The following is a 25,640-nucleotide window of genomic DNA, read 5'->3' as shown; positions in this document are numbered from 1 at the left end:
CTAATATGATAAGTACGATCACCGAAACTTTGTTTTCCGAGCCGCCACAAGAAACGCTATACCATTACACCTCATTGAGTGGCGTGCTGGGTATCATCGGCAGTCAAAGTTTGTGGGCTAGCGATATTCGCTATATGAATGATTCTGCCGAGCTGCGTCATACTGCAGACCTGGTTGCTAACGAAGTGGCAAGTCGAATCGATGCAAGTCATCGGCGACCCCATTTATTAACGAGCTTTCTCGATTGGGTTAAGCACCGGATAACCAATGGCCACATCTTATTCGGCGCATCCTTCCGCGCAAACGGCAATTTGTTAAGTCAGTGGCGCGGATACAGCGCTGTCGGTAAAGGGGCCAGTTTGGGATTTAATCCTGCGACGGTAGCAAGTTGCGCGGCAAAACAACATTTTCGTATGGGGCGCTGCATATACGATCGATTGGAGCAGCAGGCGTTGATCGCTCAGGTCGTTGACGCAGTGGAAGTGTTGGCAGATGGTATTGAAGATGGCGTTGAGCGAGAGGTTTATCACCAGTTGTTTGAACATCTGGAAAGCGATTTGCTGCGCTTGGCGGCGATTCTGAAGCATCCTTCTTTTGAAGAAGAGCAAGAGTGGCGCCTGGTGTCGCCTGTGGTGTCAGATTACCGGCAGGCGGCGGTAAATTTCCGCGAAGGCCGCAGCATGTTGGTGCCTTATATTAGCTTTTCTTTGGTGGCTGACGACAATGACGCAGTGGATTTAGATCATGTGTATTTAGGGCCCACTCCCAATATCAGCTTGTCGATGAACTCAATGAAAATGTGTCTTGCCAAGCATGGTATTCGACCTGCGAACGGTATCGAATACTGCCAAATTCCCTACCGTCAAAATTAACAGCGTCTCATTAAGCGGCGCCGTTTTCACCCAAAATAAAGTCTGCGCAGCGCTCTCCAATAAGAACGGCTGTCGCATTGGTATTGCCGGACGGTATCGTTGGCATTATTGAGGCGTCCGCTACCCGAAGGCCATCGATTCCATGTACTTTAAGTTTGTCGTCGACGACAGCCATCGGGTCGTTCCCCATTTTGCAGGTACCGACTGGGTGATAGACCGATTCTCCAGTATTGCGTATAAATTCGAGAATTTCCTCGTCGCTCTGTACTCCTGGTCCAGGAACGAGTTCTTCACGGCGGTGTTCGTTAAAGACGGGGGCTTCGAAAATAGCGCGGGTCTTGCGGACCGCTGCAATCATTTTTTTACGGTCGTGTTCGTCAGCCAAGTAATTGTGAAGCAGTGCTGGGGCATCATTGGGGTTATTGCTGCGAATATGTACGCTGCCGCGACTTTTAGGGCGAAGATAGCACACCGTCGCAGTGGTGCCAGGCACTGTTATCATTCGACCATTTTCATCCTGGGTGCCTGCAGCTGGGGTGAAGTGAATTTGTGCATCAGGCCGTGATTCAGCGCTATCTGTTTTAAAGAAAACCCCAACCTGCGAGGCGGGGTGCACCAGCATCCCTTTGCGTTGAAAGGCGAGTTTGGCAAACGTGATCAGCATTGCTAGGGGGCGAGAGTCTTCATAAAAGGTCTTTAATCCCATGAAGGAGCGCTGCGTGTTCACGGTGAGGTGGTCTTGTAAATTTTCACCGACGCCATTAAGCGCAGTATGAACCTTGATGCCGTGTTGCTGCAGAATTGCCGGGTTGCCGACACCTGAGAGTTCTAACAACTGCGGTGAATTGACGGTGCCTCCGCACAGAATGATCTCGCGGTGGCAACGAACGTATTGCGACTTGCCGTTATGGGTATACTGCAGTCCGTTTGCCTGCCTGTTTTTAAATGTAATACGGCTCGCTAAGGCTCCCGTGATGACGGTCAGATTCTCGCGTTCCATTGCGGGTTTTAAGTATGTTTTCGCGGTACTTTGGCGCAAACCATTGCGGATATTCACTTGGTAAAAGCCGGCGCCTTCTTGATTTTCACCGTTAAAATCGTCGTTTGCAGGTATGCCTGATTCAGTAGCGGCCTGTATATACATGTCGGCAAGGGCGTATTTGTCGCCAACGTTATCTACCCACAGCTTGCCGTCGCTGCCGTGGAATTTGCTGGCGCCGTCGGTGTTGTGCTCGCAGCGTTTAAATATTGGTAGCAGATCGTCGTAGCTCCAATTTTTGTTGCCTAGTTCCGCCCAGTGATCGTAGTCCTCTCGCTGGCCACGGATGTAAACCATACCGTTGATTGAACTGGAGCCGCCCAAGAGCTTTCCTCTGGGCTGATCTATTCGTCGATTATTCATATGGGGTTCGGGTTCGCTTTGGTAGCACCAGCTAAACTCGGGATTCTTCATGGTGAATGCGAACCCGAGAGGGATATGCACCATGGGATGACTGTCTTTTCCTCCAGCCTCCAACAACAACACGGTGTGCTCACCGCTGGCAGACAGGCGATTTGTCAGGGCGCAGCCGGCGGATCCCGCACCGACAATGATGTAATCGTAATGAGTGAGCATGTTTTTATTCCGCTGTAACTGGTCGCACCTCAGAGAGGTTTATTACGAATATATTGTTATTGCCACTACCATACGATTAGCTAATTGCAGATGTAAGTTATAATTTTGTAACCTTTTGTTGGAGCCACTCTTTTGGCAGTGAGTCCCGCCATCCAAAGCGGGCGATTAAGCCAGAAAAGTGGTGGTCAATGGTTGCGTTTATTTTGATTGGATGCCCCGTAACCGGGTGCAGAAAGCATTGCTGCGCGGCGTGAAGGAGTAGGCGAGGGCAGTCGAGCTGCTCGGCGAAATACCGATTGTGACGTCCGCGGCCATATTTAGCATCGCCAATAATAGGGTGTGAAATGTGCTTGAGGTGCCGTCGCAATTGATGGCGACGCCCAGTATGGGGCCGCAACTCCAACAGTGAATATCGTGATTGGGGATAGGTTTCTATTTCAACGTCGATTTGGTGTTTGCCCAGTAAGCGAAAGTCGGTGATAGCCGCTTGCGCTTCGGCTGTTTTGCTCTTGGCGATGCGCTGATCAGTCACTTCAGTCAAGGCGTGATCGATATGACCAGCGTCGGGGCAGTGACCTCGGACTACAGCTATATACGACTTCTTAATCTGTTGCTCCGTGAAAATTTGACCTAAATCTCTCGCCACCTCCGCGCTAAGGCCGAATAGCAGGACACCAGATGTTGGTTTGTCTAAGCGGTGAGCTGGATAAACGTACTGACCAATCTGGTCGCGGAGTATTTGAATGGCAAATCGAGTCTCGTGACGATCAATAGGGCTGCGGTGTACTAAGAGTCCACTGGGCTTATTAATCGCGACGATATATTCATCTTGATACAGAATGTCGAGGACGTCCGACGCCGGCCGAATTGGGTTGTTTTCGTGCATTTACAGTGGAACCTTAGATGAAGACTTTGTCATTTTCACGTTCTTACCTTGTTTGAGAATTACCGGCAGTGTTAGATTCCCGCCTATAGGCATTTCACCCAATTTGGTGAAAGAACGCTTTTGGAGAACTCGCGTGGTAGCTAAGTACCCTTGTAAAACCGTCGACATGACATTTTTCGATACGGCCCCCTTTCGCTATGTAGCTGAGGTCGAGGTGAAAGTCAGTGCCGCTGACGTATTCGCATCATTCGAAAATGCCGATGATTGGCCGCGGTGGGCTATGCCTATCCAAAAAGTGGAATGGACAGCGCCAAAGCCCTTTGGTATTGGCACAACACGCACAGTTAGCATGATTGGCGGTCTTGTCGGCTACGAGGAGTTTATCGCGTGGGAGCGTGGGCGGGAAATGGCTTTTTGTTTTACCCATGGCAGCAAGGACAATATTGAGTCATTTGCTGAGCGCTACGAGGTCGATGCGATAAGTGAGCAGTGCTGTCGCGTGCGCTGGACAATGGCAATGAAGCCAAAGGGCTTTAGTAAGTATTTTTTACCTGTATTCAGCCCCGCTATGCACCTTGGGGTTAAGGTAATGCTCCGCAAGTTTGCGCGTTTAGTTGAGGGCCGCCGCTGCTTTTAGCTTGACGCGGCCCCGCTGAGGATCAGCTTTTACTCTTTGCAATTTCCTCGTCCAGCATTGTAATAATGGTATCAATGTCACTCTGCGTAAGTTTGCCTTGTTTTAGATAACGAATTACCCCTTTGCTATCTACAAGTATAAAAGCAACGGTTCCCTTTTGTAGTTCCCAAGCTGCAATGCCACTGCCTTTGTCGTCGGCGACAAGTATGGCTTTAGGGTGTTCGCGTTTGTTCTTCTCTAATTCACTTCCGACAAATCCAGCAGTTCCCCATAGCGCATCATTTAGATTGATGACGCTAATGGATTGAAAGCTGCCGGGCTCATAGTCTTTTGCATTTAGACGTTCTTTCAGTGGAGCAATAATTGCGTCGGAAGACATTCTTGCGGCAACATGGAAAACAAGCGCTGGTGTACCTTCGGTGATTTGCTGAGTTGACCAAGGCTTGTGTTGTATTTTGCTACCATCAATGATCAATTCACCTTTTGTCGGTACGCTGAAGTCCGGCAAGGTGCCACCGACCTCGATTGCATTGCAAAGGGCGGAACTGGTAACGAGTGATAGACTCAATACAATGTTTTTAAAACTTATCATGTCGCGTTTCCCTACTATGTTAATTGCGAATAAATTTGGGTGAGAATACCACAGCGTTTGAAACACAAAGATGACGCTTAGTTCATAATTGATATCTCACGGACAGAGTTTAAGGCCAGCAGCTTAACCTTAACTGAATAGATCTTTAGCTAACTGCTAATATGCAGAATGACATTGCGATTTGATGATGCATGGCGATGTTCCCATAGGTAAATTCCCTGCCAGGTGCCCAATGCTAGTTTGCCGTTAATAATTGGAATTGATAGTGAAGACGCGGTTAGCGACGCCTTGATATGCGCAGGCATATCATCACTGCCCTCTAGCGTGTGAGTGTAAATTGGATCGTGTTCTGGAACGAGGCGGTTTAACCAGTGCTCTAAATCTCTGCGTGCACTGTCGTCATAGTTTTCTTGAATAAGTAAGCTTGCCGACGTGTGCTGTATAAATAGGGTGCACAAGCCATTTTGCTTATTGAATAAACGTGAAATGGTTTCGTTCACCGTGGTGGTAATGCTATGTAAGCCTTGGCGGGAGACAGAAAAGGTGAGTTGTTCGATCATGGTAATGTCCACTTGTTATTACTTGCCGGCCCTTTTAGCTGCGCGTTGAATATCGGGATCAAGCTGATGTTTTTTTATCAGTTTATGAAAGTCCGAGCGGTTGCGACCGGCGTGTCTAGCTGCATCGCTAACATTACCCTTCGTTTGAAATAGTAGCTTCTGTAAATATTCACGTTCAAAATTTTTGCGCGCCTCAGTTAGTGAAAGATTGTCAACTGGGGACGTTTTCACTTGTGGCAGGGTAGCAAGTATTTGCGCTTCGCCAATAATAGGCGAGGGCGCCAATGCAGCGGTTTGTTCTACTACATTGTTAAGCTGGCGAATATTTCCCGGCCAGTGATATGCCATTAGCGCTTCTAGCGCAGCTGGCGAGAATTTTTTACACACACCGCCGTTTCGCTGAGCAATGCAATTTAAAAAGTGCTTTGCCAATAATTGAATGTCAGCGACCCGATCGCGCAGCGCAGGTAGGTTTAGAGATGCTACATTGAGGCGGTAGTACAAATCCTCTCTGAACCTGCCATCAGTTATCGCGGTTTCAAGATTCTGATGCGTCGCCGATAAAACACGAACATTGATGGCGATATCGTCATGACTTCCCACAGGTCTTATTTTCTGTTCCTGCAGAACGCGAAGCAATTTGACCTGAAGTTGTGCTGGCATATCGCCAATTTCGTCAAGAAACACCGTGCCACCGTCGGCAGTGGCAAATAGTCCCTTATTGTCGCGACTGGCGCCGGTAAACGCGCCTTTTACATGGCCAAATAGTTCAGACTCCAGTAAATCTGCCGGAATCGCGCTGCAATTGATTGCGATAAATGGCTTGTCCGCACGCGGACTAAATGCCTGTAGTGTACTTGCTAGAAGCTCCTTGCCGGTGCCGCTTTCTCCGCGAATTAGAATGTTGATATCACTTTGCGCAAGCAGCTTTGCCTGTTCGAGGAGTTGCAACATATTTGCGCTGCAGGTAATAATTTTGCTTGTCCTTGTGTCTGGCGTTGTATCATTGTCACTAAGCCGCAAGGCTTGTTGAATACTGCTTAGCAACTCATCCTTATCAACTGGCTTGGTCAGAAAGCTAAATACACCTTTTTGGGTCGCGCTGACGGCTTCTTTAATTGAACCGTGGGCTGTCAATACAATCACGGGGATACTGGGGTAGTGTTGTTGAATATTTTCAAAAAGCTCAATGCCATTCATACCGTCCATTCGCAAATCAGAAATAACGATATTCGCACGTTCAGTCCTCAGTTTTTTTAAAGCACTCTCACCGCCGTCAGCGCAGCTGACATTAAAACCGAGTGCGTTCAAGCGTATAGAGAGTAATTGCAAAACGCCCGGATCGTCATCGACGAGTAATACCTTTATACCGTCTGTCTTCATTGCTGGCTCCCAGATGGTGATGTGGCATCGTTATTGATCTGTGTTTCTATGTCGCTGATTCCGTCTATCGTCTGACGGAGTTTTTCTTTGAATACATCTCGATCTTTTTGTAATTGGAGCGTGCTCTTATTCTCGGCATCTATCAGCATTAGCAGCGAGTGCTCAGCTTCGCTTAACAATTGACTATTAACGGATTGGATTAACTCCTGACTCTTGTCGGCATTCTGCTGCGGTTCGCAGCTGCTTAATATAATTCGCTGAAGAATACTGTCATTACTACCTTGATTGGCAAGGATCTTGTCAATTTGTGTCCGCTCGTTCTCGGGCAATAGGCACCAGGCGAGACGCTTTTCCAAGAGTGCCACGACTGGCGCGATATTAGCGCTACGTTGTAGTTTTTCGCTAGTCGTACTGATCACCCGAGTTTTTGAGGGTGTTGATTCTTTTTGATTGATATTATTGCTTGGTGTTGAGCAGGCACTTATCAATGCAAAAAATGCGATTGTTAATGTCGGCTTCATTGTATATTTCATCATATGTTTGGGAAGTAGAGCGTGAACTCTGTACCTTCATCCTTTTTTGATTTTAGTGTTAAGGTGGCGTGCGCTTGTGTTACGCAGGCCTTTACTATGGCAAGGCCAATGCCGCTGCCTTTTAGCGAGCCTTGCCGTTTGGTTTTGCCTTGGTAGAAAGGCCGGAAGATTGCCTCTTGTTCATCGATATCTATTCCCGGTCCGTCGTCGCATACCTTTAGCCACCAATGGCTGAGCTGCCCGTCATTTTGAATGCTGAGATCAGGCATGCCGAATTTGTCGATGTCGCAGAACCCCCATGTGACCGAAATAGTGCCACCGGCCGGACTAAAATGGATGGCATTCGATAGTAAGTTGCTTAAAATCATTTCGACTAATTGGGTGTTGCCGGTTACCGGCGTAAGCTCCTTGCTACATATAAATTTGAAATCAGATTCAGGTAAGAAGCTTCGGTAGCGAGCGATTAATTTTGTGCACATTGCACTGAGATCGATTTGCTCGCTGTGGGCGTCGACCCCTTGAGAGATCGCGTTGAAATTTAATAACTGTTGAATTAGCTCTTGTAGATTTCTGGCCTGTATTCGAAGTATGTCCAGTACTGCCATTTGTTGCTCGTTTATAGCACCGGGTATTTGCTCAGCTAGCAGCGATTGTGCGTCCATAATTGCAGCGAGAGGGCTTTTTAGCTCATGGGTTATATGTTGTGTAAATTGTGCTTTCTGCTGCTCTGTGGTGAGTAATTGGATGCGCATCCATTCAAGCCTATGGCCAAGTTCGATCAAGTCAGATGGGCCCTTAATACGAATTTTTGTATCCCACTTGCGCTGTCCAAGATGATGAATTGCGAGTGATAATTTACTAATTGATCTATTTACGATCATAGAGCTTGCCCCTAGTAGAAAGAGGCTAGCGGGCAGGGCCAGTAAACCGGTTACAAGAACTCGCCAAAGCACGTTGTTTAGTTCTTTCTCTGAGTTGCTCAATGCGCTTTGGATTGCAGTCGTTAGTTGCTCGCTTAACATCGCGCTATTGTCTTTCAGTTCCTTGTATAGTGATTCAAGTCGCGTCGCATGATCGCCTTCAGCATTCTTTGCTGCGTTCCCTATCTCTGAGCTGGTTTCGGATATGGTTTTAATCGTTTTGTTATTTTTAAACTCTGGTAATTGCAATTTTATGTTTTTGATACTTTCTTCTAGCTGAGACTGTTTAATATTTAGAATTTCTAAAAAGCTCGATTCTTGGAGAAGCTGGAATTGCCTTGCGGCGCGTTCAATTTCCTTACTTAGCTCCTGAACGGAAACACTCAAGTGTGAAATTTGAGCTTGCTGCATGACTAAACGCTGCTGCGCTCGAGCTTGTGAGCTCATCTCCCACACAGCGTAAGTCACCGCGACAATGAGCGGTAACATGGAAAAGAGAGCTGTACCTATCCATTGCTGAGTAAGGCTTCTATTTTTACTAAGGAATATAAAGTTCACCTTTTCTTGGTTTGTAAATCGTGTGTTTCTAAAAGCAGACTATCTAAGTTGTTGAAATTTATGAGTAAAAAAAATAATAATCATCTTGTGTTGCAGAATGCCAACGGTTTGACCGTCACTTTTCATGTTTAGTTCTTGTCAATATCTTAAGTTGTTGAATTTAAAGTATAAATAATTTTGGCATGGGGGTTGCTCTGTAACTGATTGACAGACCATGAAGTCAGTTTTTAATAGTTAAGTATTGGGATGTCGATTTGCTAGGTTGTTAAATTTAAATTTAGTTAAATCACAACTTGTTCTGATTTTTATATCAGATTGGTATTTGTTAAGGAGAATTATGATGAAAAAATTAGCAGCAGTTTTTGCCGGGGTAGCATTTAGTTCATTTTGTATTGCGGCACCACTGTCGGGCGCAGTAGAGGATTCTGGTGTGGGCTCTTCACAAGGTGGTGTGAATACCAATGTACAACAAGATACCCAGCTAAATGGAGGTATGGGTAGTTCGGGTTTAGGCACGCAAACCCAAATGCAAGGCGGTGTTCAAGGTACTAATGATGCTAGTAGCGCTATTTTTACCGCACTTGATCAAAATGGTGATGGTGCGTTGGATGAGAAGGAAGCGAAATCCGAGCAGGCACTTAGCCAACATTTCGCTGTCGTAGACAGTAACGCTGACGGCGCTGTTAGTCGTGACGAGTATATGTCACGTCGTCAAGCAATTCAGGATCACGAAGAAGAAGCAGAGTAATCTGTGATCTTAGCGGGCCTTTGGCCCGCGCTATTTTTTGAAGACCTACAGAGGAAGAATTATGCGAATATTAAATACAAAGGATTTGATGGTAGCAGCTGTACTTTTTTATGGTGTCACAGGTGCGTCTACCGTTTTTGCAAACCCGACAGCCGGTCCACACGCTTATATCGGTGCAAACTACGGCGGTTATAAAGATCGTGGTGGCGACTTTGATGAGGATGATGATTTTAAAGAGGCGATAGTGGGCGCTCAGTTAAATCAGTTTCTGGGTTTGGAAGCGAGCTATATTGATTTCGGGTCCTTCGGTGGCGATGTCGGCAAGGCGGATATTGACGGTTATGGCTTGGCGATCGTCGGTCGTTTGCCGATCACAGAACAGCTTGGCATTTACATTAAAGGCGGTCAGTTATTCTGGGACGCGGATGTTCGGGTAGCTGGATTAAAACAAAGTTACGATGGCGACGAGCCGTTTTATGGTGTCGGTGCAGATATTAAGGTGAGCGAGCATTTCGTGGTGGCCTTGGAATACGATCGCTATGAAATCGATTTAGAAGACTCTACTTTGCCGGCACCCGCGTCAAATTGGGAAGGCGACATGGATACCGTTAAGCTCGGTGCGCGGTTTCTGTTCTAAAACTTCAGCTTGTCTAGGACTTTAGCCGGTCTAAGACAGAAGCCTGACTTATTAAGCACGCTGTTTAATAAGTCAGATTTTGTCTGAAGCATAATCTTGAATTTCTCCCCCTTCTTTGTTGGGGTGAGGCAGTTCCCTCAGCCAGTCGCGATTTTCCCCTCATCTTTGCGGCTGGCCTTTTTTATTATCCATACGGTGGTGTGAGTTTTTCACCGCAATGCTTGCAATAGTTAGATTCCTTTTCGTGACCAAATTTTTGACAGCTATCACATTTCCGGCTGCTCATAGCACGCTGGCTTTCTTGAATTAATTCGGCGCTGAGAATACCGGTTGGGATCGCAATGATTGCGTAACTGGTAATCATTGCAATAGAGGCAATAAATTGACCGAGTGGGGTGCGGGGCGAAATATCGCCGTATCCGACAGTGGTAACGGTGACAATGGCCCAATACATACTTCGAGGTAGACTGGTGAAACCATTTTTAGGACCTTCGACAAGGTACATTAAGGAGCCAAACACCACGATGACCGTCAGCACGGAGATTAGAAATACCGATATTTTTCGGCGAGATGAATTCAATGAACGAATTAAGACATTTGCTTCGCTCATATAGTGTAATAATTTAAATACCCGAAATACGCGTAGTACCCGAAATATTCGAATAACCAATAGATGTTGAGCGCCAGGTATGAAAAACGAGAGGTAAGTCGGTATTGTGGCCAACAGATCCACCAAACCGTAAAAGCTAAAGATATAGGCTTTGCGGTTTGGCGAGCAATAAATCCGTGCTGCGTACTCCAGTGTAAATAACAGAGTGAACAGAACTTCAGCGGCAAATAAAAATTCACCGTATTTTTGATTTATTTCGGAAATAGAGTCGACGAACAGTGCGGCAACACTGATTAAAATAACGACCATTAAGAATATATCGAAATTGCGTCCTGCGCCTGGCTCAGTGCCAAAAATAATCTCGTTTAGCCGTGCCTTAAAACTCGCTTTTGGCATGGGTCACTATTCCTCTTCCGCCACAGCAGCCACAATTTGTCTGCAGAGATAAGTCAAATCTTGATCGCTAATAATATACGGAGGCATGGTGTAAACCAGTTTACCGAAGGGGCGCATCCAAATACCTTTTTCGATGAAGCGAGCTTGAATGCTGGTCATGTCAACCGCTTCTTTTAGCTCGATAACACCGATAGCGCCAAGGCATCGCACTGCAGCCACTGATGACAAAGGTAGGGCGTTGGCGAGCTCCTCGCAGAGTATACGCTCAATTCTTTGTATATTCGTTTGCCAGTCATCGGCTAGTAAAAGATCAATGCTGGCATTGGCAATACTGCAGGCGAGGGGATTCCCCATGAATGTTGGGCCGTGCATAAAGACACCCGCTTCGCCATTGCAGATACCTTCGGCAATACGATCACTGCAAAGCGTAGCGGCCAGTGAGAGATAACCACCTGTTAAGGCCTTACCTACGCACATAATGTCGGGGCTGATGCCCGCATGTTCGCAGGCAAATAATTTTCCTGTGCGACCAAAGCCGGTGGCAATTTCATCGTGTATTAGCAGGACGTCGTATTCGTCACAGAGTGCGCGGAGTTGTCTCAGATAGTCGCCACTGTAAAAGCGCATGCCGCCAGCGCCTTGGACTATCGGTTCAACAATGACGGCGGCGAGTTCTTGATGATGTTGTGCTAGGACGGCTGTCATTTCAGCGAGGTCGCCCTCACTGGCGGCTTCACCAAAAGCCGTGCGCGGTGATTCAACAAACAGGTGCTGTGGCAGCACTTTCGTAAATAAGTGGTGCATACCGGTGACGGGGTCACACGTCGCCATCGCGCCGAACGTGTCGCCGTGATAGCCACTGCGCAGAGCGAGTAATCGGGTTTTGTGTTGTTTGCCAATCGAGTACCAGTATTGCAGGGCCATTTTAATGGCGACTTCAACGGCTACTGAACCCGAATCTGAGATGAATACTTTGCTTAAGGGCTGGGGCGTTATGTCGACCAAGCGTTTTCCCAGTGCGGCTGCCGCAGGGTGAGTGATGCCACCAAACATAACGTGGGACATATCATTGAGCTGCGTATTTGCCGCCGCATTGAGTTTGGGATGATTGTAGCCGTGGATGGCGGACCACCAGGATGACATCCCGTCAATCAGCTCTGTGCCATTTGCGAGTGTCAGTCGCACCCCTTTTGCGGAAACGACCGGGACCATTTTTGCGGGATTTAGCATCGATGAATAGGGATGCCAAATGTGGTCTTTGTCCCATTGAAGCCATTGTTCGGTGCTGGCATTGTGGTAGTCAGTCATTATTGTCCCCCTGTGAATTGGCGTTATTTTAAGCATTTAGACGAGATAACACGAGTGCGCCGATATTCTGTGAAGGATTCGGCATCATTTGTGCGCTAAGGTAATAATTGCACGCTTGTTTAGCGCTAGGATTTTGCTAACGGAACGCATATAAAGTTGTCACTATCAGTGAGTGACAATGACAGTGTTTAGAGTGAATAGGACGGAGCGAGTATGAGCGAATACCGGATTGAACGCGACAGTATGGGTGACGTACAGGTGCCGAAGAATGCGAAGTACGGTGCCCAGACCCAGCGTGCGCTGAATAATTTTTCGATTAGCGATCTCACCCTGCCCAGTGACTTTATTTCAGCAATAGTCCGCATAAAGCGCTGTGCGGCGATGGTAAACCGGGAAGAGGAATTATTGCCTGAGCCGATATTTCAAGCCATTACCAATGCCGCAGACAGGGTGTTAGCCGGTGAGTGTAGCGATCAATTCTCCGTAGACGTGTTTCAGACGGGGTCGGGTACTAGCACTAATATGAATGTAAATGAGGTTCTCGGAACCTTGGCGGCCGAGCAAAGTGGCTTGGCGATTAGTGCAAACGACCATATTAATATGAGTCAGAGCAGTAATGATGTGATTCCTAGCGCTATCCATATCAGTGCGGCGCTGGCAATGCGTGATCGCTTGCTGCCTGCCCTTGAGCATTTAGAGCTGGCGATTCGCGATAAGGCACGCAGTCTGGACACGGTGATTAAGACTGGACGTACCCATTTAATGGACGCCATGCCGTTAACGTTGGGGCAAGAGTTAAATGGGTGGGCGGAGCAAGTGCGCAAATCCAGGGAGCGTCTGCAGGATGGGCTGAAATACCTAAGCCAGCTCGCGCAGGGAGGCACAGCCGTCGGCACTGGTGTAAATGCACCGGATCTGTTTGCGGAAAAATTTTGTGCGGCTATAAGCATTGATACCGGCATTGGATTTTCTCCTAATCCGTCTTTGTTTGAGGCCTTGTCCTCGCAAGATACCGCGGTGGCAGTGTCTGGGCAGCTTAAGGTGCTCGCGGTCGCACTGCTTAAGATAAGCAATGATCTGCGATGGATGAATAGCGGGCCACTAGCAGGTTTATCCGAAATTCGCTTAAGTGCATTGCAGCCTGGTAGCAGTATTATGCCGGGTAAGGTCAATCCGGTTATTCCCGAGGCGGTGGCGATGGCCTGTGCGCAGGTGATTGGCAATGATAGTTGCATCACCATCGCCGGGCAGTCAGGTAATTTTCAGCTAAACGTGATGCTCCCGGTGATCGCCTACAACCTGTTGCAGAGTATTCAGTTAATGAGTAATTCCAGCCTAGCCTTGGCTGATCAGGCCATCTCAGGCTTCGAGGTAAACAATGAGGTGTTGGCTGAGAGCGTTGCCAAGAACCCGATATTAGTGACAGCTTTAAACCCTGTTATTGGTTACTTGGCCGCCGCTGAAATTGCAAAAAAAGCCTATGCAGAAAAGCGTCCGATAATAGACGTGGCTGAAGAAATGACTGAATTGACGCGAGAACAGCTTAGCGAATTATTGGATCCGCTAAAATTGGTATGAGCCGTGTCGCAAGGTGCCGCTTGCAGGAGATAAATTTACTGACGGTCAATGTTTAAAAAACGCATTTCGTGGTCCGAGTGTGGCAGTGTACAGGTCGAATATTTGCCGAAAATGGTATAGCGATTTGAGGCAATGAAATCGTAGCAAAAATCCCTCGCGGGACGGGGGATTAACTTGAAAATGACAAGTAGGCGCCAGGGGTAGGGCATGGTAGCCATAATACGTAGGAACGCCGTACTCTTTTGGTAAATTTGGCCACTGTCCAGATAGTACATGGTCTTGTACTCACCCTCTGGTTCATCGATTCGCAGCTGATAGTGATCCATCAGTACTACGCCTTCTCTGGATTGTACTGATGCGAGTTTGAATTGCTTGGCTTTGTCGTATCGAATGATAAAACGGCTCCAAACATGACAAAGCTTGCATACGTCATCAAACAAAATCACCTTATCTGCGGTTTGGAGTAAGCTTGTTTCCTTTGCGGAGCGCATTGCATTCTCGCTTTTAATGACTGGTGAATCGGTGGCTTACAAAAACTTAATCCAGCATGTCTCGCAGTGAGGGTAATACGTTCTGTACTATCAGGGCTTGTGCATCAGCTGTCGGATGAATGCCGTCGCTTTGCATTAGCTTGCGGTGGCCTGCAATGGACTCAAGTATAAAGGGCACCAGCGGCACCTTAAGTTTGTCGGCGAGTTGAGCGTAATTTTGCTCAAAGGCGTCAGTGTAGCGTTTGCCGTAATTGGGTGGAATTTTCATACCCAGCAATAGCACTTGAGCACCAGTATTAGCGCTTTGGGTGATCAATGCGTGTAAGTTTTTACGTATGCTGAGGATAGGGTAACCGCGCAGGCCGTCATTGCCACCCAGCTCAATGATGACAATGCTGGGGTTGTGCTCTTTAAGTAGCGGTGGCAAGCGCTGTAATCCGCCAGCCGTTGTTTCACCGCTAACGCTAGCATTAATGATGGTGACGCTATCTTCTAAATCATTTTGCAAGAGTTGTACCCAGCCTTCTTGCTGGCGGATGCCATACGCGGCACTAATGCTGTCGCCAAGAATTAATATTTTATGTTGGCTTGTATCATCGGCATAGGCGGCCGGTGCACATATTACTAAGCTAATTAGGCTAGTAAGAAGAGTGGTCAGCAGCAGTCGATTTATACCGCGTGAGTATATTAGGGAAATAAATTTCATCATGATTCGTGTCAATAATCTCTGTAAAACGGTTGTCACTGGCGGCCAGCAATTAGACATACTGAAAGGGATCAGCTTTGAAATCAAGGCGGGTGAGAGTGTTGCCATTGTTGGTGCCTCTGGTGCGGGTAAGTCGACCTTGCTTGGCTTGCTTGCCGGTCTCGATAACGCCAGCAGCGGTGATATTTATTTGCACGGAGAAAATATTAGTGTGATGGATGAAGATCAGCGCGCAGCGTTGCGAGCGCGCCATGTTGGTTTTGTATTCCAATCCTTTCAACTGTTACCTGGAATGACAGCTCTTGAAAATGTGATGTTACCACTTGAGCTAGCCGGGCGCCCTGATCCTGTCGGCGAGGCAAAGCAGTATTTAGACAAAGTTGGCCTGGCTGAGCGCGGCGGCCACTATCCGCGCGTGCTTTCTGGTGGTGAACAGCAGCGAGTGGCCTTAGCTAGAGCATTTGCCGTTGAGCCGGATATTTTGTTTGCCGACGAGCCGACGGGTAATTTAGATGAACACACAGGTCAGCGTATTGTTGATTTGCTCTTTGCGCTAAACAGTCAAAGCCAAACGACTTTGGTTCTGGTTACCCACGAAATGAATTTGGCCGAACGCTGCGATCGGATTCTGGTCATGCACGATGGTCAGCTGCGCGAAGAATCCGTTGTGAGCTCGGCAATATGATTGTTCGGGGTATGCGCCATTTAGTTAGAGCTTGGCGCGGCGGTGAGCTGGGCCTTTTGGGATTTTCACTTGCCTTAGCAGTTGCGATTGTAAGCGGTATTGCCGGATTTTCCGACCGTTTGAGTCGTGGTATGGAGCAGCAAAGTCACCATTTTCTAGCGGCAGACCGGGTGTTAAAAACGTCGCGAACAGTGCCTGATGTCTGGCTGAGTACCGCTAAGGACTTCGGACTGCGCACTGCGAAGCTAGCCAGTTTTCAATCGATGGTCTATGCCGGCGACGACGCAATGCAGTTAGCATCGATAAAAGCGGTCTCGGACGACTATCCACTGTTAGGAAACGTTGGTGTCAGTGTCGAACTTTTCGGTGCAGCGGATATGCGCTCATCCGGTCCGAAGTCAGGCGAGCTCTGGATGGACTCGCGGCTATATGCATTGCTTGATTTGTCGGTGGGTGGCGAGGCTGCGGTGGGCGAAAAAAGTTTTGTGGCGACGCAAGCCCTTATTAGCGAGCCTGATCAGGGCAATATGAATGAGATGTTGGCGCCACGCGGCATGATTAATTTCGCTGATTTAGCAGCGACTGGTGTAGTGCAGCCCGGTAGCTTGGTTCGATACCGCTATTTATTTGCCGGCACGGAAGAACAACTTGCTCGATTTGAACAATGGCTGGAACCGCAATTAGAAGAGGGTCAGCGTTGGCAGGATGTCCGTGATGGTCAGCCTGCGATGGCCGCAACACTGAAGCGCGCTGAGGGGTTTTTACTATTGGCTGCAAGTCTTGGTGTTGCTTTAGCTGGCGCCGCTATTGCCTTGGCGGCTCGTCGTTACGGTGAAAGAAATACCGACAATGTTGCGATTATGAAAGCCCTCGGCGCGAGCCGGCGGCAGGTGCTTAGCCACTATATTACGCAACTTACTCTATTGTGCGCGGCGGCGATTTTAGTTGGTGGAACTGCCGGTTATGGTTTGCAATGGGCATTGTTTGCAAGCTTGAAAGAATTTATTTCAGTCGATATTCCCGTCGCAAGTTGGCGTCCGCTTATTGTCGGTGCTGTCACGGCTTTTGCCTGCACAGCCGTGTTTGCGATGCCGCCAGTGTTTGCCTTGAGTAAAGTCTCTCCCCTGAGAGTGTTGCGCCGCAGTGATGAAGATAGCAGTGCGGGCTTGCTGGCTAGTGCTTTGATCGGTGTTGGTGGTCTCGGCTTGCTGATGTGGTGGTATAGCGATGACGTGTTTATGAGCGCCGCAGTATTGCTTGCCACCTTAGCAACAGGAATTTTAGCTAGTGCATTAGTTCTATTTGCCATTTCGTTCGCTCGGCGCAGTTTTCTTGAGCGTGCGGCTGGCGCATTGCGGATCGCTTTGGCAGCGATATATCGGCGTCGTGTTGGCAATGCCTTTCAAGTAGCGAGTTTTGCGTTGTCGCTAATGGTGCTTAGCTCCCTTGGTTTGCTGCGAACCTCTTTGCTAGAGGACTGGCAATTGCAGCTACCCGCAGACGCCCCGAATCATTTTTTAATTAATATCCAGTCCTCAGAAATTGCGGCACTGGCAAGTTTCTTTAAACAAAATGCTTTGAACGACGCCGGCTTATTTCCAATGGTTCGAGGTCGCTTAACGCATATCGATGGTCAAAAAGTCAGCGATATTAAAGATATTGAGGCCAATAGTGGCGGTATAAATCGAGAGCTAAATTTAAGTTGGGCAAAGGATTTACCTGATGATAATTCACTGGTGTCAGGCAGTTGGTGGCCAGATCTTGCGCCGAGTAATTTCGCTGGTGGTGATATCGTCCCAGTGTCAGTTGAATTAGAGCTCGCTGAAAAACTCCACCTTAAATTAGGTAGCGCGCTGTCTTTTAATATTGGTGGGCAAGAGCTTGAGGCCCAGGTGAGTAGCATTCGCCGACTGGATTGGTCGAGTATGCGGCCTAATTTTTACTTTATGTTTCCGCCACAAAGTTTAGAGGTGTATGCCGGCAGCTATATCACAAGCTTTTATTTGCCAGCTGATAAAAAAGCCTTACTCAGTGATCTGCTGCGCCAGTTCCCGACCCTGACACTCATTGAAATTGATGGCGTTATTCTGCAGATGAAAGCCGTGGTGAGCCAAGTCAGTACCGCCATTGGCTTGGTGTTGGTACTCATCGTAGTGTGTGCATTGCTGGTTGGTGTGGCGAATGTGTTGGCGAGTCTCGATAGTCGCTTACACGAAAACGCAATTCTACGGACCCTTGGCGCCAGTAAAAAATTAATAATAAGAGGCTTATTGCTTGAGTTTGCAGCAGTGGGTTTGTTGTCGGGTCTCATTGCCGCAGTGGGCAGTAATATTGCGCTGAGCGTTTTGCAGTACTGGGTGCTTGATATGGATGTGACGCTGCACGCGAGTGTATTTGTTTTTGCGCCAGTGATCGGGGTCCTAACAATGTGTTCTTTGGCGTGGCTGCTATGCCGTCAACTTGTTACCCAACCACCGCTCGTGGTTCTGCGCCAAACGCGCTAGCAATGGTAAATTACCAGCGCGAGTACTAGGCGTTTTCCGGTGGGTAGGGCGTTAGTACGTCGGGAAGTTTCGAAATCTCGCTTGGGTCGGTGCAGAGGCCAGCAATCATCATTCGCAAAGATTTCTCTGCTTGCAGGTCCAGGTCGCGGTGGTAACCGTAGGTGTCACCGTGGTCGAGCATGAGTGTTGCAACGCCGTGTACGGCTGCCCACACTGTGTGAGCCATCGAGGCAACGTCATCTAACTCCCTCAGAACGCCGGTTTTGTAACCGCGTTCAACGCCAGCTCTCACCTTGTATATAGCTTCACGCCCCGCAGCAAATAGCTCGGGATAGTCATTTCGCGGCTGCAACACTGGACCAAACATGAGATGGAACATTTCGGTGTGGGTCTTTGCAAATTGAACATAGCCAAGGCCAAAATAGAGCAGGCTAATATCAGCGCGAGGTTCGCGTTCACTGGGTAAGCAGAACTCAAAAAAGCGACGGAATCCCTCAGTAGCCAGAGCGGCGAGCAGGGCGTTTTTGTCTTTGAAATGTCGGTAGGGCGCAGTTTGAGACACGCCGATTTCTCGCGCGAGGGCTCGTAAACTAAGCTCTGCGATACCACCGGTTATGAGATGCTTTTCTGCCAACGCCATTAATTCCTGACGCAGATTGCCGTGGTGGTAGCTGGTAGTTGTGGTGGTCATAGTCATTGCTTTGTCGTCTGTCATTCAGTGCGATGTTGACAGTGATTATATCTGGTGTCATGTGTTTTTTTTGATTTTTGCCATTATGACGGCAAAGTTGCGCAATTCTAACGAATTTCTATGCTTTAGTCGCTTAATTGCGTTGGCTATTTTAATGTGACAAATGTTGTTGGCTCGGCTTTAACGATGCCAATATTGAATATGTACTTGGGGGACGAATGGAATTACATGTCGAGAATAAAGTGTATTTGGTGGCTGGTGCTAGCAAGGGTCTGGGTTACGCCATTGCTGAGCAGCTTGCGCTCAACGGTGCATCGGTAGCGATCGCCAGCCGCAGTGAAAGTGCAATTAAAGCCTCAGCACGCGCACTGAGTGAGGCAACTGGCGCTGATGTTCGCGGCTACACGATGGATGCCAGTAGCGGAGTAAGTATTGCGGATTGGGTAGCCCAAGCCAGCGCCGATTTCGGCAGGGTGGATGGCTTAGTCGTCAACGCCGGTGGCCCACCGCCAGGGCAGTTTGATGTGTTTAGTGATGAAGACTGGCAGGCGGCGTTTGAACTGACTCTGATGAGTGCGGTGCGCATGATTCGCGCGACGCTGCCACATTTACGCGCGGCGGGTGGGGGATCGATTCTGACCTTGACCTCTTCGTCGGTTAAAGAGCCCATTGATTTTCTATTGCTGTCGAATGTCATGCGCTCTGGCGTCACTAGTTTGGCCAAAAGCTTGTCTAAGCAGTTGGCCCCCGAAAATATCCGTGTAAATAATTTGGTTCCAGGCTTAATCGCAACTGATCGTATGGTGAATCTCGATACCGCGCAGGCTAAGGCAAAAGGGATCAGTTTCGACGAGCAGCGAGCTGCCAGTCAGGCATTGATCCCGATTGGCAGGTATGGTGATCCGAGCGAATTTGGCAAAGCAGGGGCATTTCTATTGTCGGATGCCGCTAGCTACATCACCGGTGCGACGTTGGTCGCCGACGGCGGCACGATGAAAACGGTCTGGTAGTCGCGTTTTGTATACGCAGTTTAATGCTGACCGTGCTCAATTTTGTAGAGAAGATCAATACTTTGCGCCTTACCAGATTGGGCTTTCAAACCCAGGTTTTTACTGAGGCTGTAGTCTAACTGCACACTACCAGCGGGTGTGAACAGGTTTTGAACATAGCTGATAAATAACTCTGGCGTAAGATATTTTCCAACCACTAGCGAGCTGTCTTCGTAGGTATCACCGCCTTGTAAGGTAATGACATCGACGCCAAAGGTATTTTGCAGAGTATTGGTAATACCGCGGCTCTGCGAAATACCCAAGGCGGTGGCGGCGTTCATTACCTGATTCGCGTCGGATTTATTCATGTCAGATGGGGCTTTCCCGGTGATGAGGATCGCTAGCACATCGGTGGGAGGACGCGCTGGGTTAGAGAACAATTCGCTGCGTATGTCCTGTGCAAAACCGCCAATATTGACACCGACCGTGACGGTTTTGGTTTCCCTAACCGCAGTGATATTCAAGCCTGGGTTGTCCAGTGGCCCTTGAAAAATAAGTAAGCCGCGCTCGACATTTAATTTTTGTCCGTAGGCTTGATAGACGCCATCATATAAAGAAAGTGAGCCAAAGGCCTGCAGTAGCCCCTCCGGTTTTTGGGTCACTTTTAATTTGCCGCCTAGCCTAGTGCTTAAGCCATAGCCTTTAAATTCGAAACTGTCATTCAAGCTAATGTCGATGCGGGTGTCGATCGCTCGTGACTGAGAAAGGCTTTTATTGGACTGTTTGTTGACGATGCGTTCGTCTACGGATACCCCAGCAGCTTGCTCGGGCAGTGTTTTGAGAGTGAAGTTACCTTTGGGTATATCTAAGCTACCGCGAATCTTTATTAATTCTGGGGTGAGATCAACATTAATACTTGGCGATATAAGGACTAAACCATCGGCGATATTCAGTGTGGTAAATTCTTCGCCGCGTAGCTGAATTTGGCCGCTAGGTCCGCCGCTGTCGCCCAATTCGCCGTTACCGACAATACTAAGAAACCCTTTGCCAGATTGAATTTTACTGTCAATTTGCCAGGGGCCTTCGCTGTCGAATGACAGTGTTGCATACGCATTTTTCAATGAAATCCCCAGGTCGGGTAAACCCATTGCCAGCTCAGTTAGCTTAACGCTGCCCTCTGCTTTCGGCGCGGCGAGCTGTCCAGTTGCGACCACATTGGCAGTGAGGACGCCGTTCAATTTTTCAAGTTGTGGGAAGAGTCCACCTAACCACAACAGATTGCTGAAGCCACCGTTGATATCACCATTAAGTTGACTGTCGCTCTGCAGGCCGTCGGTGTGAATATTGGCCGTGATGCTGCCAATATCATCAATACTAAAGCCCGTCTTACTTGTTAATTGGTTGTGTTGGATATCGGCCTTGGTGTTAAGCACGGCGCGATAGTCGATGGCTGCTTGATCTTCGTTTTCTTGATAGCGAATGATGGCGTCTTGGCTACTTAAATCTAAATTGCCACTGAGGTCGTCAGTCTTGCCGGTGATGGAGACGCGGCTATTAACTGTGCCGGCGAGGGCTGTGCCGGGGGGTAAGCTGGCATTAAAGTATGCAAGTGGAAACGAATCGATAAGCCCAGTAGCGCTAAGTTGATCGTTTTGAAGTTTGCCGTCGGCGCACACCTTGGTCTGGTCTTGCGTCAAACACAGGGCGTCGAGTATTACATTGCCGGCGGCGAGCTCAAGTTTACTCGTGTTAGCAAGCCGCCAAGCGCCACTGGCTTTGCTATCTAAGACAATATTTTGAATGTTACTGATCCACCGATACTGCGACTTAAGTTGCGTTAACGAGGCGCTCATATCGAGCTCCAGGTGTTTGTCCTTGTCATCTAAGGCCAGCGATAGTTGGTGTTGCTGCATCGTGCCGCGGCCACTCAGTTTTAATGTCGCGTCGTTTAGTATGGAGGCTGAAATACCACTGCTCGTTAGATCAATGTTAGCGCTCGCGTTGGCCGTAGTATTCAGGTTTAAATTCGCACTCCTAACAGTGTATTGCTGGTATTGGAGCTGACTGAGCTGCAAGTCGGCATTGACGACGGGGGTTTGGCCCTTGTCGAATAGTTGTTTTATAGCGTCGCCGCGCAGGCTACCTTTAGATTTTAAAGAGCCGCTTAGCTGAGGCAAAATTTGCTGGAGATTCGGTGAGTTGATGTCCCAGTTTAGCTCGCTTTTCGTTGTTAGTTTGCCATCCGCGCGAAGGGTGTTGTCACCTAGTTGCAGAGCCAGTTGTTTAAATTCTTGGCCTAGATTGCTGATACTTACCGCGCCGCTGCCGGCGATGGTTTTGTTCGCAAGATCGCCCGCCAGCTGATTAATAGTCACCTCAGCTTGGTAGGCTTTTTCAGTCCACGAACCCGTACTGTCGATATTTGCCGCGAGGGTTATCGGCCACTCTGGCAGTATGTCGCCGGTGTCAATCTGATTGGCGTCCAGATTAAGCTGCCAGCGAACTGGCGAAGAGGACTGCTGTTGAATGGCGGTTTCTAAAATGCCGTTGGCGTCGATCTTACCTGCCATTTCAAGATTGCCGACTTCGGTTTGCAGTTTTAGCGTCGCAAGATCTAAGGCGAGTTTATTGCCGTTCAGCACTAATTTAACTGAGCCAGGTTTTGCCAGTGCGTTACTGATAATCGCTGCCGGGGATGTATTATCTTGCAAAGGTGGTTTTCCGCCACTTACGTTAGCCCTTGGGGAAGTTGCAGTGAGCTCACTTGCAAAGTCCATGGAGTAATTGTCCCATTTGCCATGCAGACGTAGATGGCCTTTGTCGCTACTTAAAAGCGGCATGCTACTTTGCCCATCGCTGACTTCATTAAATTGCGGTGGGAGGGCGATACTGGCCCAATGAAATTTAGCATCCAGTACGATCTTATTAATATCGACAATTGCTTCGCTGGCTTTGTACCAATTCGATATAGCGATATCACCTATGATTTCACTTGGCTGCGTAAGGGTGTGTTTTAAGCGCAGCTGCTGAAGGTCGCCAGACAATTCGCCATTCCCGCTGAACTCCGCTTGTTGCTCAAGGTTTAACAGCCAACTCAGATTGAAATGCATTTTATAGGGCGCGTGATTGCGTAGTCTGCCCTTGAGAGTCGCTGAGTACAGCTTACTTTTGACTGCCAATTCCTTAATGGAAGTACTTAATAGCCCGCTGTGAGCGCGCAGCGAAATGCGGTCGATAGTTTGGGTATTGTCTTGATTGCGTATACTTATATTTTCAATCTTTGCATCTTTCACACTAATCGGGATCGGCGGCCCCAAGTTCGGCCATGTGCTGGGTGACTTTTCGATTGGCGCTTCCGTGTCGGTTTTAAGCACAATATCAAGCTGATCAATATGTAATTTATGGACAGTGAACTCACCGCTGAGTATTCCCCACAGATTCCAGGCGCTGTCGATGTTGGCGATATCAATATCTGCCGCAGCGAGTGGCAGGTGCAAATCTTTCAATTGGATGCCGCTGGCGAGGGTGCCGCTATACGAGGAGAACGTCGCCTGCGGTGAAATATACTGAAGACTTTTTGAGAGTAACCAGTCACTGCCACGCTGAGTATCCAATATAAGATATACCGCGGCTAAGAGTGTAATAACTAGTAGCGCACAACTTAGAATGCCGCGAATAAGCCAAGTCGCGACGGTTGTATAAATCTGCTTTAAGCGCGGCGTCTTCGATGAATTTGTTCTGGGCTTCATAAATCTGGCCCCATTGATAAGTGGAAGCGAAAACCGCCGTCTTTTAATGGGAAGCCAAAGTCCACGCGTATCGGCCCAATCGGTGAAAACCAGCGTAGACCGATGCCCAGGCTGCTGTAAAAAGTGAAATCGCTGGTATCGAAGGCGTTGCCAGCATCGTAAAAAGTGGCGAGCGCGAAGTCGCCCCACACCCGATGGTCATATTCGAGGCTGCCGGTTAGCCGGTGTTTGCCGCCAATAACTTCGCCGGCACTGTCTTCTGGTCCGAGTGATTCGTAGGCAAAGCCGCGGACGCTACTGTCGCCGCCGGCAAAGAATCGCAGCGATGCGGGCAGTTCAGAAAAGTCGTCGAGGGCGGTGATGCCAAGTCCGCCGCGACTGATGACACGCCCACCAAGTAGCGGGAAGATGATTTTTCCGTCCAGTTCAAATTGTGCAAGGCTGACACTTGAGACCACGCCATCTAAAGCACCGCGCACCGCTGTAGTGATTCGCCAACCCTGTGTGGGGTAACGACGGTCATTCGCTTTGCTACGTGCGTAGGCGAGCCCCGGCATGAGTAGTGTCGATGTGTTGTCGACGTTGGCAATTTCAAAGTTTTCGCGGAGAAATTTCAAACTTAAGGTCTGAACCCAGCCGGAGTCAATGAGTGAAATCAGCGCGACTTCCGCACGATAGCTGGTACTTTCGGAGGTGTCGGTATCTTTCTGTTGAACGCCGGTAGACCACACGGTTTTGTCAGTAAGTGGCTTGGTTCCGGGTTGAGAGTATTGATAGCCGATGTTAGATAAAATCGGTGAATACTGGCTGCTGATTTGGTAAGTGTCGCCGTCGGCGTTGACGCGCCGGTTCCTGAGTCCATAGCTAAGCCTTGGCCCCGTATCGGTAGACGCACCGATACCGGCGGTGGTTTCATACTCTTTCTTTGGCGTGGTGCTGATATAAGTTGCCACTTTGCCGCTGTTAGCGTCGGGGTTGTCTTGATCGACACTCACTGACTCGAAATAATTACTGCTCACCAAATTGTTCTGCAAGGTAATGAGCTTGTCTGCTTCAAACGGCGTGTTGCTTTGAAAGGGCAAATACCGCACTAACAGCGAGTCATTTAATAAAGACGGCCCAAATGTGATGTCGCCGAAAAGATAGCGAGCGCCGCTCTGGTAAGTAATGGTAATGGCGGCGGTGTTGGTGTCGGTGTTGATGTCTAAATTGTGTTGGCTAAATTTACCGTCAAAATAACCGGCATTGCGCGCCCGTTGGCTTATTTCCTTTTTAATGTCTTCGTAGTCACTGTGTCGCAAATCATTCCCAGCTTTGGTGGGTAACTTCTGCAAATAGTCGAGGAATACAGCATCGCTTTTCCCTGGGCCTTCAATGCCTACGTCGAGAGTAGCTATTTTAGTGACCGGACCTGGTTGAAGTGCCAATTCCAATTGCCAGCACTCAATCTCGTCGTTCTTTTTTAGTCGTTGTAGTGGCTTTGTCACCGCGGATAAGCCGCTTTTATCGGTGTCTTGTGCGAGCCTTTTTTCTCTGCTTTTGGTGAGCGTCCATTTACCGTTGTAGTAGCCTAGCGCGCGAAGCGCCTCAGAGATCTTGTCGTCGCTGCCCCTAAGTTGGCCGCGGAGCTTAGCTTCGGATAAGTCGCAGGCGATATCGTTTAGCGCAAGATGGGCGCGTATGTTGTCTTGCAGTGTGCTCTTACCGCCGTGAATAACAAGGGTGGCGTTATCGTTTGCCGTAACTTGTCCGCAGGTACAACAAAGAAGTATCGCTGTGAGGTGCTTAACCCGTTTTGACATAAATCCAGTATGTGTGTGACGGCGTGAATGAGGCCTCGATTATGCCTTGCTAGATTTTCGCTAGCTACTTTAAAGTTGAAAAGTGGGGCTATTGAAGGAGATATTTACAAGGATACAGCTGCTAGAATGATTGTCAGGTTTGCGGCTAGAAAACGATGGCGAACGGTTACGGGTTTAAATCACTTATTTT

General features: G+C 48.5%; 22 protein-coding genes. 8 read left to right on the top strand and 14 right to left on the bottom strand.

Going from position 1 to position 25,640, the window contains the following annotated elements; translation table 11 throughout:
• The first annotated feature begins 5 nt into the window (after nt 1–5).
• Nucleotides 6–872, top strand: a complete 867-nt coding sequence (locus tag AAC007_RS03690; RefSeq protein ID WP_295871767.1) for a DUF2971 domain-containing protein — start codon at nt 6–8, stop codon at nt 870–872.
• 10 nt (nt 873–882) lie between these two features.
• Here the strand turns inward: AAC007_RS03690 and AAC007_RS03685 are convergent, their stop codons facing one another.
• Nucleotides 883–2,487 carry a choline dehydrogenase gene (locus tag AAC007_RS03685; protein WP_339674644.1) on the bottom strand — a complete coding sequence of 535 codons (1,605 nt, stop codon included), beginning with the start codon at nt 2,485–2,487 and terminating at the stop codon, nt 883–885.
• Nucleotides 2,488–2,584: 97 nt separating this feature from the next.
• Nucleotides 2,585–3,373 carry a tRNA pseudouridine(65) synthase TruC gene (gene truC, locus AAC007_RS03680; RefSeq protein WP_339674642.1) on the bottom strand — a complete coding sequence of 263 codons (789 nt, stop codon included), beginning with the start codon at nt 3,371–3,373 and terminating at the stop codon, nt 2,585–2,587.
• Nucleotides 3,374–3,506: 133 nt separating this feature from the next.
• On the opposite strand from truC, the gene AAC007_RS03675 reads away from it, so the two are divergent.
• Nucleotides 3,507–4,010, top strand: coding sequence for an SRPBCC family protein (locus tag AAC007_RS03675; RefSeq protein WP_339674641.1), 504 nt, complete (start codon nt 3,507–3,509; stop codon nt 4,008–4,010).
• A gap of 22 nt (nt 4,011–4,032) precedes the next feature.
• On the opposite strand, the gene AAC007_RS03670 is transcribed toward AAC007_RS03675, so the two are convergent.
• The 5 genes from AAC007_RS03670 to AAC007_RS03650 all read right to left on the bottom strand — a co-directional run bounded on the left by AAC007_RS03670 (nt 4,033) and on the right by AAC007_RS03650 (nt 8,445).
• The gene (locus tag AAC007_RS03670) at nt 4,033–4,602 is read right to left on the bottom strand and encodes a YtfJ family protein (protein ID WP_295871778.1); all 570 of its coding nucleotides are present in this window, start codon (nt 4,600–4,602) and stop codon (nt 4,033–4,035) included.
• A 149-nt stretch (nt 4,603–4,751) separates the two neighbouring features.
• The gene (locus AAC007_RS03665; RefSeq protein ID WP_295871781.1) at nt 4,752–5,162 is read right to left on the bottom strand and encodes a secondary thiamine-phosphate synthase enzyme YjbQ; all 411 of its coding nucleotides are present in this window, start codon (nt 5,160–5,162) and stop codon (nt 4,752–4,754) included.
• An 18-nt stretch (nt 5,163–5,180) separates the two neighbouring features.
• Nucleotides 5,181–6,545, bottom strand: coding sequence for a sigma 54-interacting transcriptional regulator (locus tag AAC007_RS03660; RefSeq protein ID WP_295871783.1), 1,365 nt, complete (start codon nt 6,543–6,545; stop codon nt 5,181–5,183).
• Nucleotides 6,542–7,066, bottom strand: a complete 525-nt coding sequence (locus tag AAC007_RS03655) for a hypothetical protein (protein ID WP_339674639.1) — start codon at nt 7,064–7,066, stop codon at nt 6,542–6,544. Before AAC007_RS03655 ends, AAC007_RS03660 begins: the two co-directional genes overlap by 4 nt.
• A gap of 11 nt (nt 7,067–7,077) precedes the next feature.
• Entirely contained in the window at nt 7,078–8,445 is a 1,368-nt protein-coding gene (locus AAC007_RS03650; protein ID WP_339674638.1) for a HAMP domain-containing sensor histidine kinase, read from the bottom strand.
• 451 nt (nt 8,446–8,896) lie between these two features.
• On the opposite strand from AAC007_RS03650, the gene AAC007_RS03645 reads away from it, so the two are divergent.
• Nucleotides 8,897–9,304 (top strand): EF-hand domain-containing protein, encoded by a 408-nt coding sequence (locus AAC007_RS03645; RefSeq protein ID WP_339674636.1) that lies wholly within the window; start codon nt 8,897–8,899, stop codon nt 9,302–9,304.
• Between the two features lie 61 nt (nt 9,305–9,365).
• Entirely contained in the window at nt 9,366–9,941 is a 576-nt protein-coding gene (locus AAC007_RS03640; RefSeq protein ID WP_339674635.1) for an outer membrane beta-barrel protein, read from the top strand.
• A gap of 184 nt (nt 9,942–10,125) precedes the next feature.
• Here AAC007_RS03640 and AAC007_RS03635 read toward each other — a convergent pair whose 3' ends face one another.
• Together AAC007_RS03635 and bioA are read right to left on the bottom strand one after the other, a co-directional pair.
• On the bottom strand, nt 10,126–10,947 hold the full coding sequence (locus AAC007_RS03635) for an ion transporter (RefSeq protein WP_339674634.1): 822 nt from the start codon (nt 10,945–10,947) through the stop codon (nt 10,126–10,128).
• A gap of 6 nt (nt 10,948–10,953) precedes the next feature.
• On the bottom strand, nt 10,954–12,255 hold the full coding sequence (gene bioA, locus AAC007_RS03630; RefSeq protein ID WP_339674633.1) for an adenosylmethionine--8-amino-7-oxononanoate transaminase: 1,302 nt from the start codon (nt 12,253–12,255) through the stop codon (nt 10,954–10,956).
• Nucleotides 12,256–12,468: 213 nt separating this feature from the next.
• Here bioA and AAC007_RS03625 point away from each other — a divergent pair, with 213 nt between their 5' ends.
• Entirely contained in the window at nt 12,469–13,833 is a 1,365-nt protein-coding gene (locus AAC007_RS03625) for a class II fumarate hydratase (RefSeq protein WP_339674632.1), read from the top strand.
• A 35-nt stretch (nt 13,834–13,868) separates the two neighbouring features.
• Here the strand turns inward: AAC007_RS03625 and AAC007_RS03620 are convergent, their stop codons facing one another.
• On the bottom strand, nt 13,869–14,324 hold the full coding sequence (locus tag AAC007_RS03620; RefSeq protein WP_339674631.1) for a DCC1-like thiol-disulfide oxidoreductase family protein: 456 nt from the start codon (nt 14,322–14,324) through the stop codon (nt 13,869–13,871).
• 46 nt (nt 14,325–14,370) lie between these two features.
• Entirely contained in the window at nt 14,371–15,033 is a 663-nt protein-coding gene (locus tag AAC007_RS03615) for an arylesterase (protein ID WP_339674629.1), read from the bottom strand.
• Between AAC007_RS03615 and AAC007_RS03610 the strand changes: the two genes are divergently transcribed.
• Complete coding sequence (locus AAC007_RS03610; protein ID WP_339674627.1) at nt 15,032–15,715, top strand: ABC transporter ATP-binding protein; 684 nt, start codon at nt 15,032–15,034, stop codon at nt 15,713–15,715. The genes AAC007_RS03615 and AAC007_RS03610 overlap by 2 nt on opposite strands.
• Nucleotides 15,712–18,219: an FtsX-like permease family protein gene (locus AAC007_RS03605; protein WP_339674626.1), complete on the top strand. Its 2,508-nt coding sequence runs from the start codon at nt 15,712–15,714 to the stop codon at nt 18,217–18,219. The genes AAC007_RS03610 and AAC007_RS03605 overlap by 4 nt, the downstream gene beginning before the upstream one ends.
• 25 nt (nt 18,220–18,244) lie before the next feature.
• On the opposite strand, the gene AAC007_RS03600 is transcribed toward AAC007_RS03605, so the two are convergent.
• Entirely contained in the window at nt 18,245–18,910 is a 666-nt protein-coding gene (locus tag AAC007_RS03600; RefSeq protein WP_296435339.1) for a TetR/AcrR family transcriptional regulator, read from the bottom strand.
• Nucleotides 18,911–19,128: 218 nt separating this feature from the next.
• On the opposite strand from AAC007_RS03600, the gene AAC007_RS03595 reads away from it, so the two are divergent.
• Entirely contained in the window at nt 19,129–19,920 is a 792-nt protein-coding gene (locus AAC007_RS03595) for an SDR family oxidoreductase (protein WP_296435332.1), read from the top strand.
• 20 nt (nt 19,921–19,940) lie between these two features.
• On the opposite strand, the gene AAC007_RS03590 is transcribed toward AAC007_RS03595, so the two are convergent.
• Together AAC007_RS03590 and AAC007_RS03585 are read right to left on the bottom strand one after the other, a co-directional pair.
• Nucleotides 19,941–23,648 (bottom strand): translocation/assembly module TamB domain-containing protein, encoded by a 3,708-nt coding sequence (locus tag AAC007_RS03590; protein ID WP_339674625.1) that lies wholly within the window; start codon nt 23,646–23,648, stop codon nt 19,941–19,943.
• Nucleotides 23,645–25,450, bottom strand: a complete 1,806-nt coding sequence (locus AAC007_RS03585; RefSeq protein ID WP_339674624.1) for an autotransporter assembly complex family protein — start codon at nt 25,448–25,450, stop codon at nt 23,645–23,647. Before AAC007_RS03585 ends, AAC007_RS03590 begins: the two co-directional genes overlap by 4 nt.
• Between the last annotated feature and the right edge of the window lie 190 nt (nt 25,451–25,640).

Source organism: uncultured Zhongshania sp. (assembly GCF_963975605.1).
Classification (GTDB): domain Bacteria; phylum Pseudomonadota; class Gammaproteobacteria; order Pseudomonadales; family Spongiibacteraceae; genus Spongiibacter; species Spongiibacter aquimaris.
The sequence above is the reverse complement of the archived record's forward strand: the minus strand, read 5'-3'. Positions and strand labels throughout refer to the sequence as shown.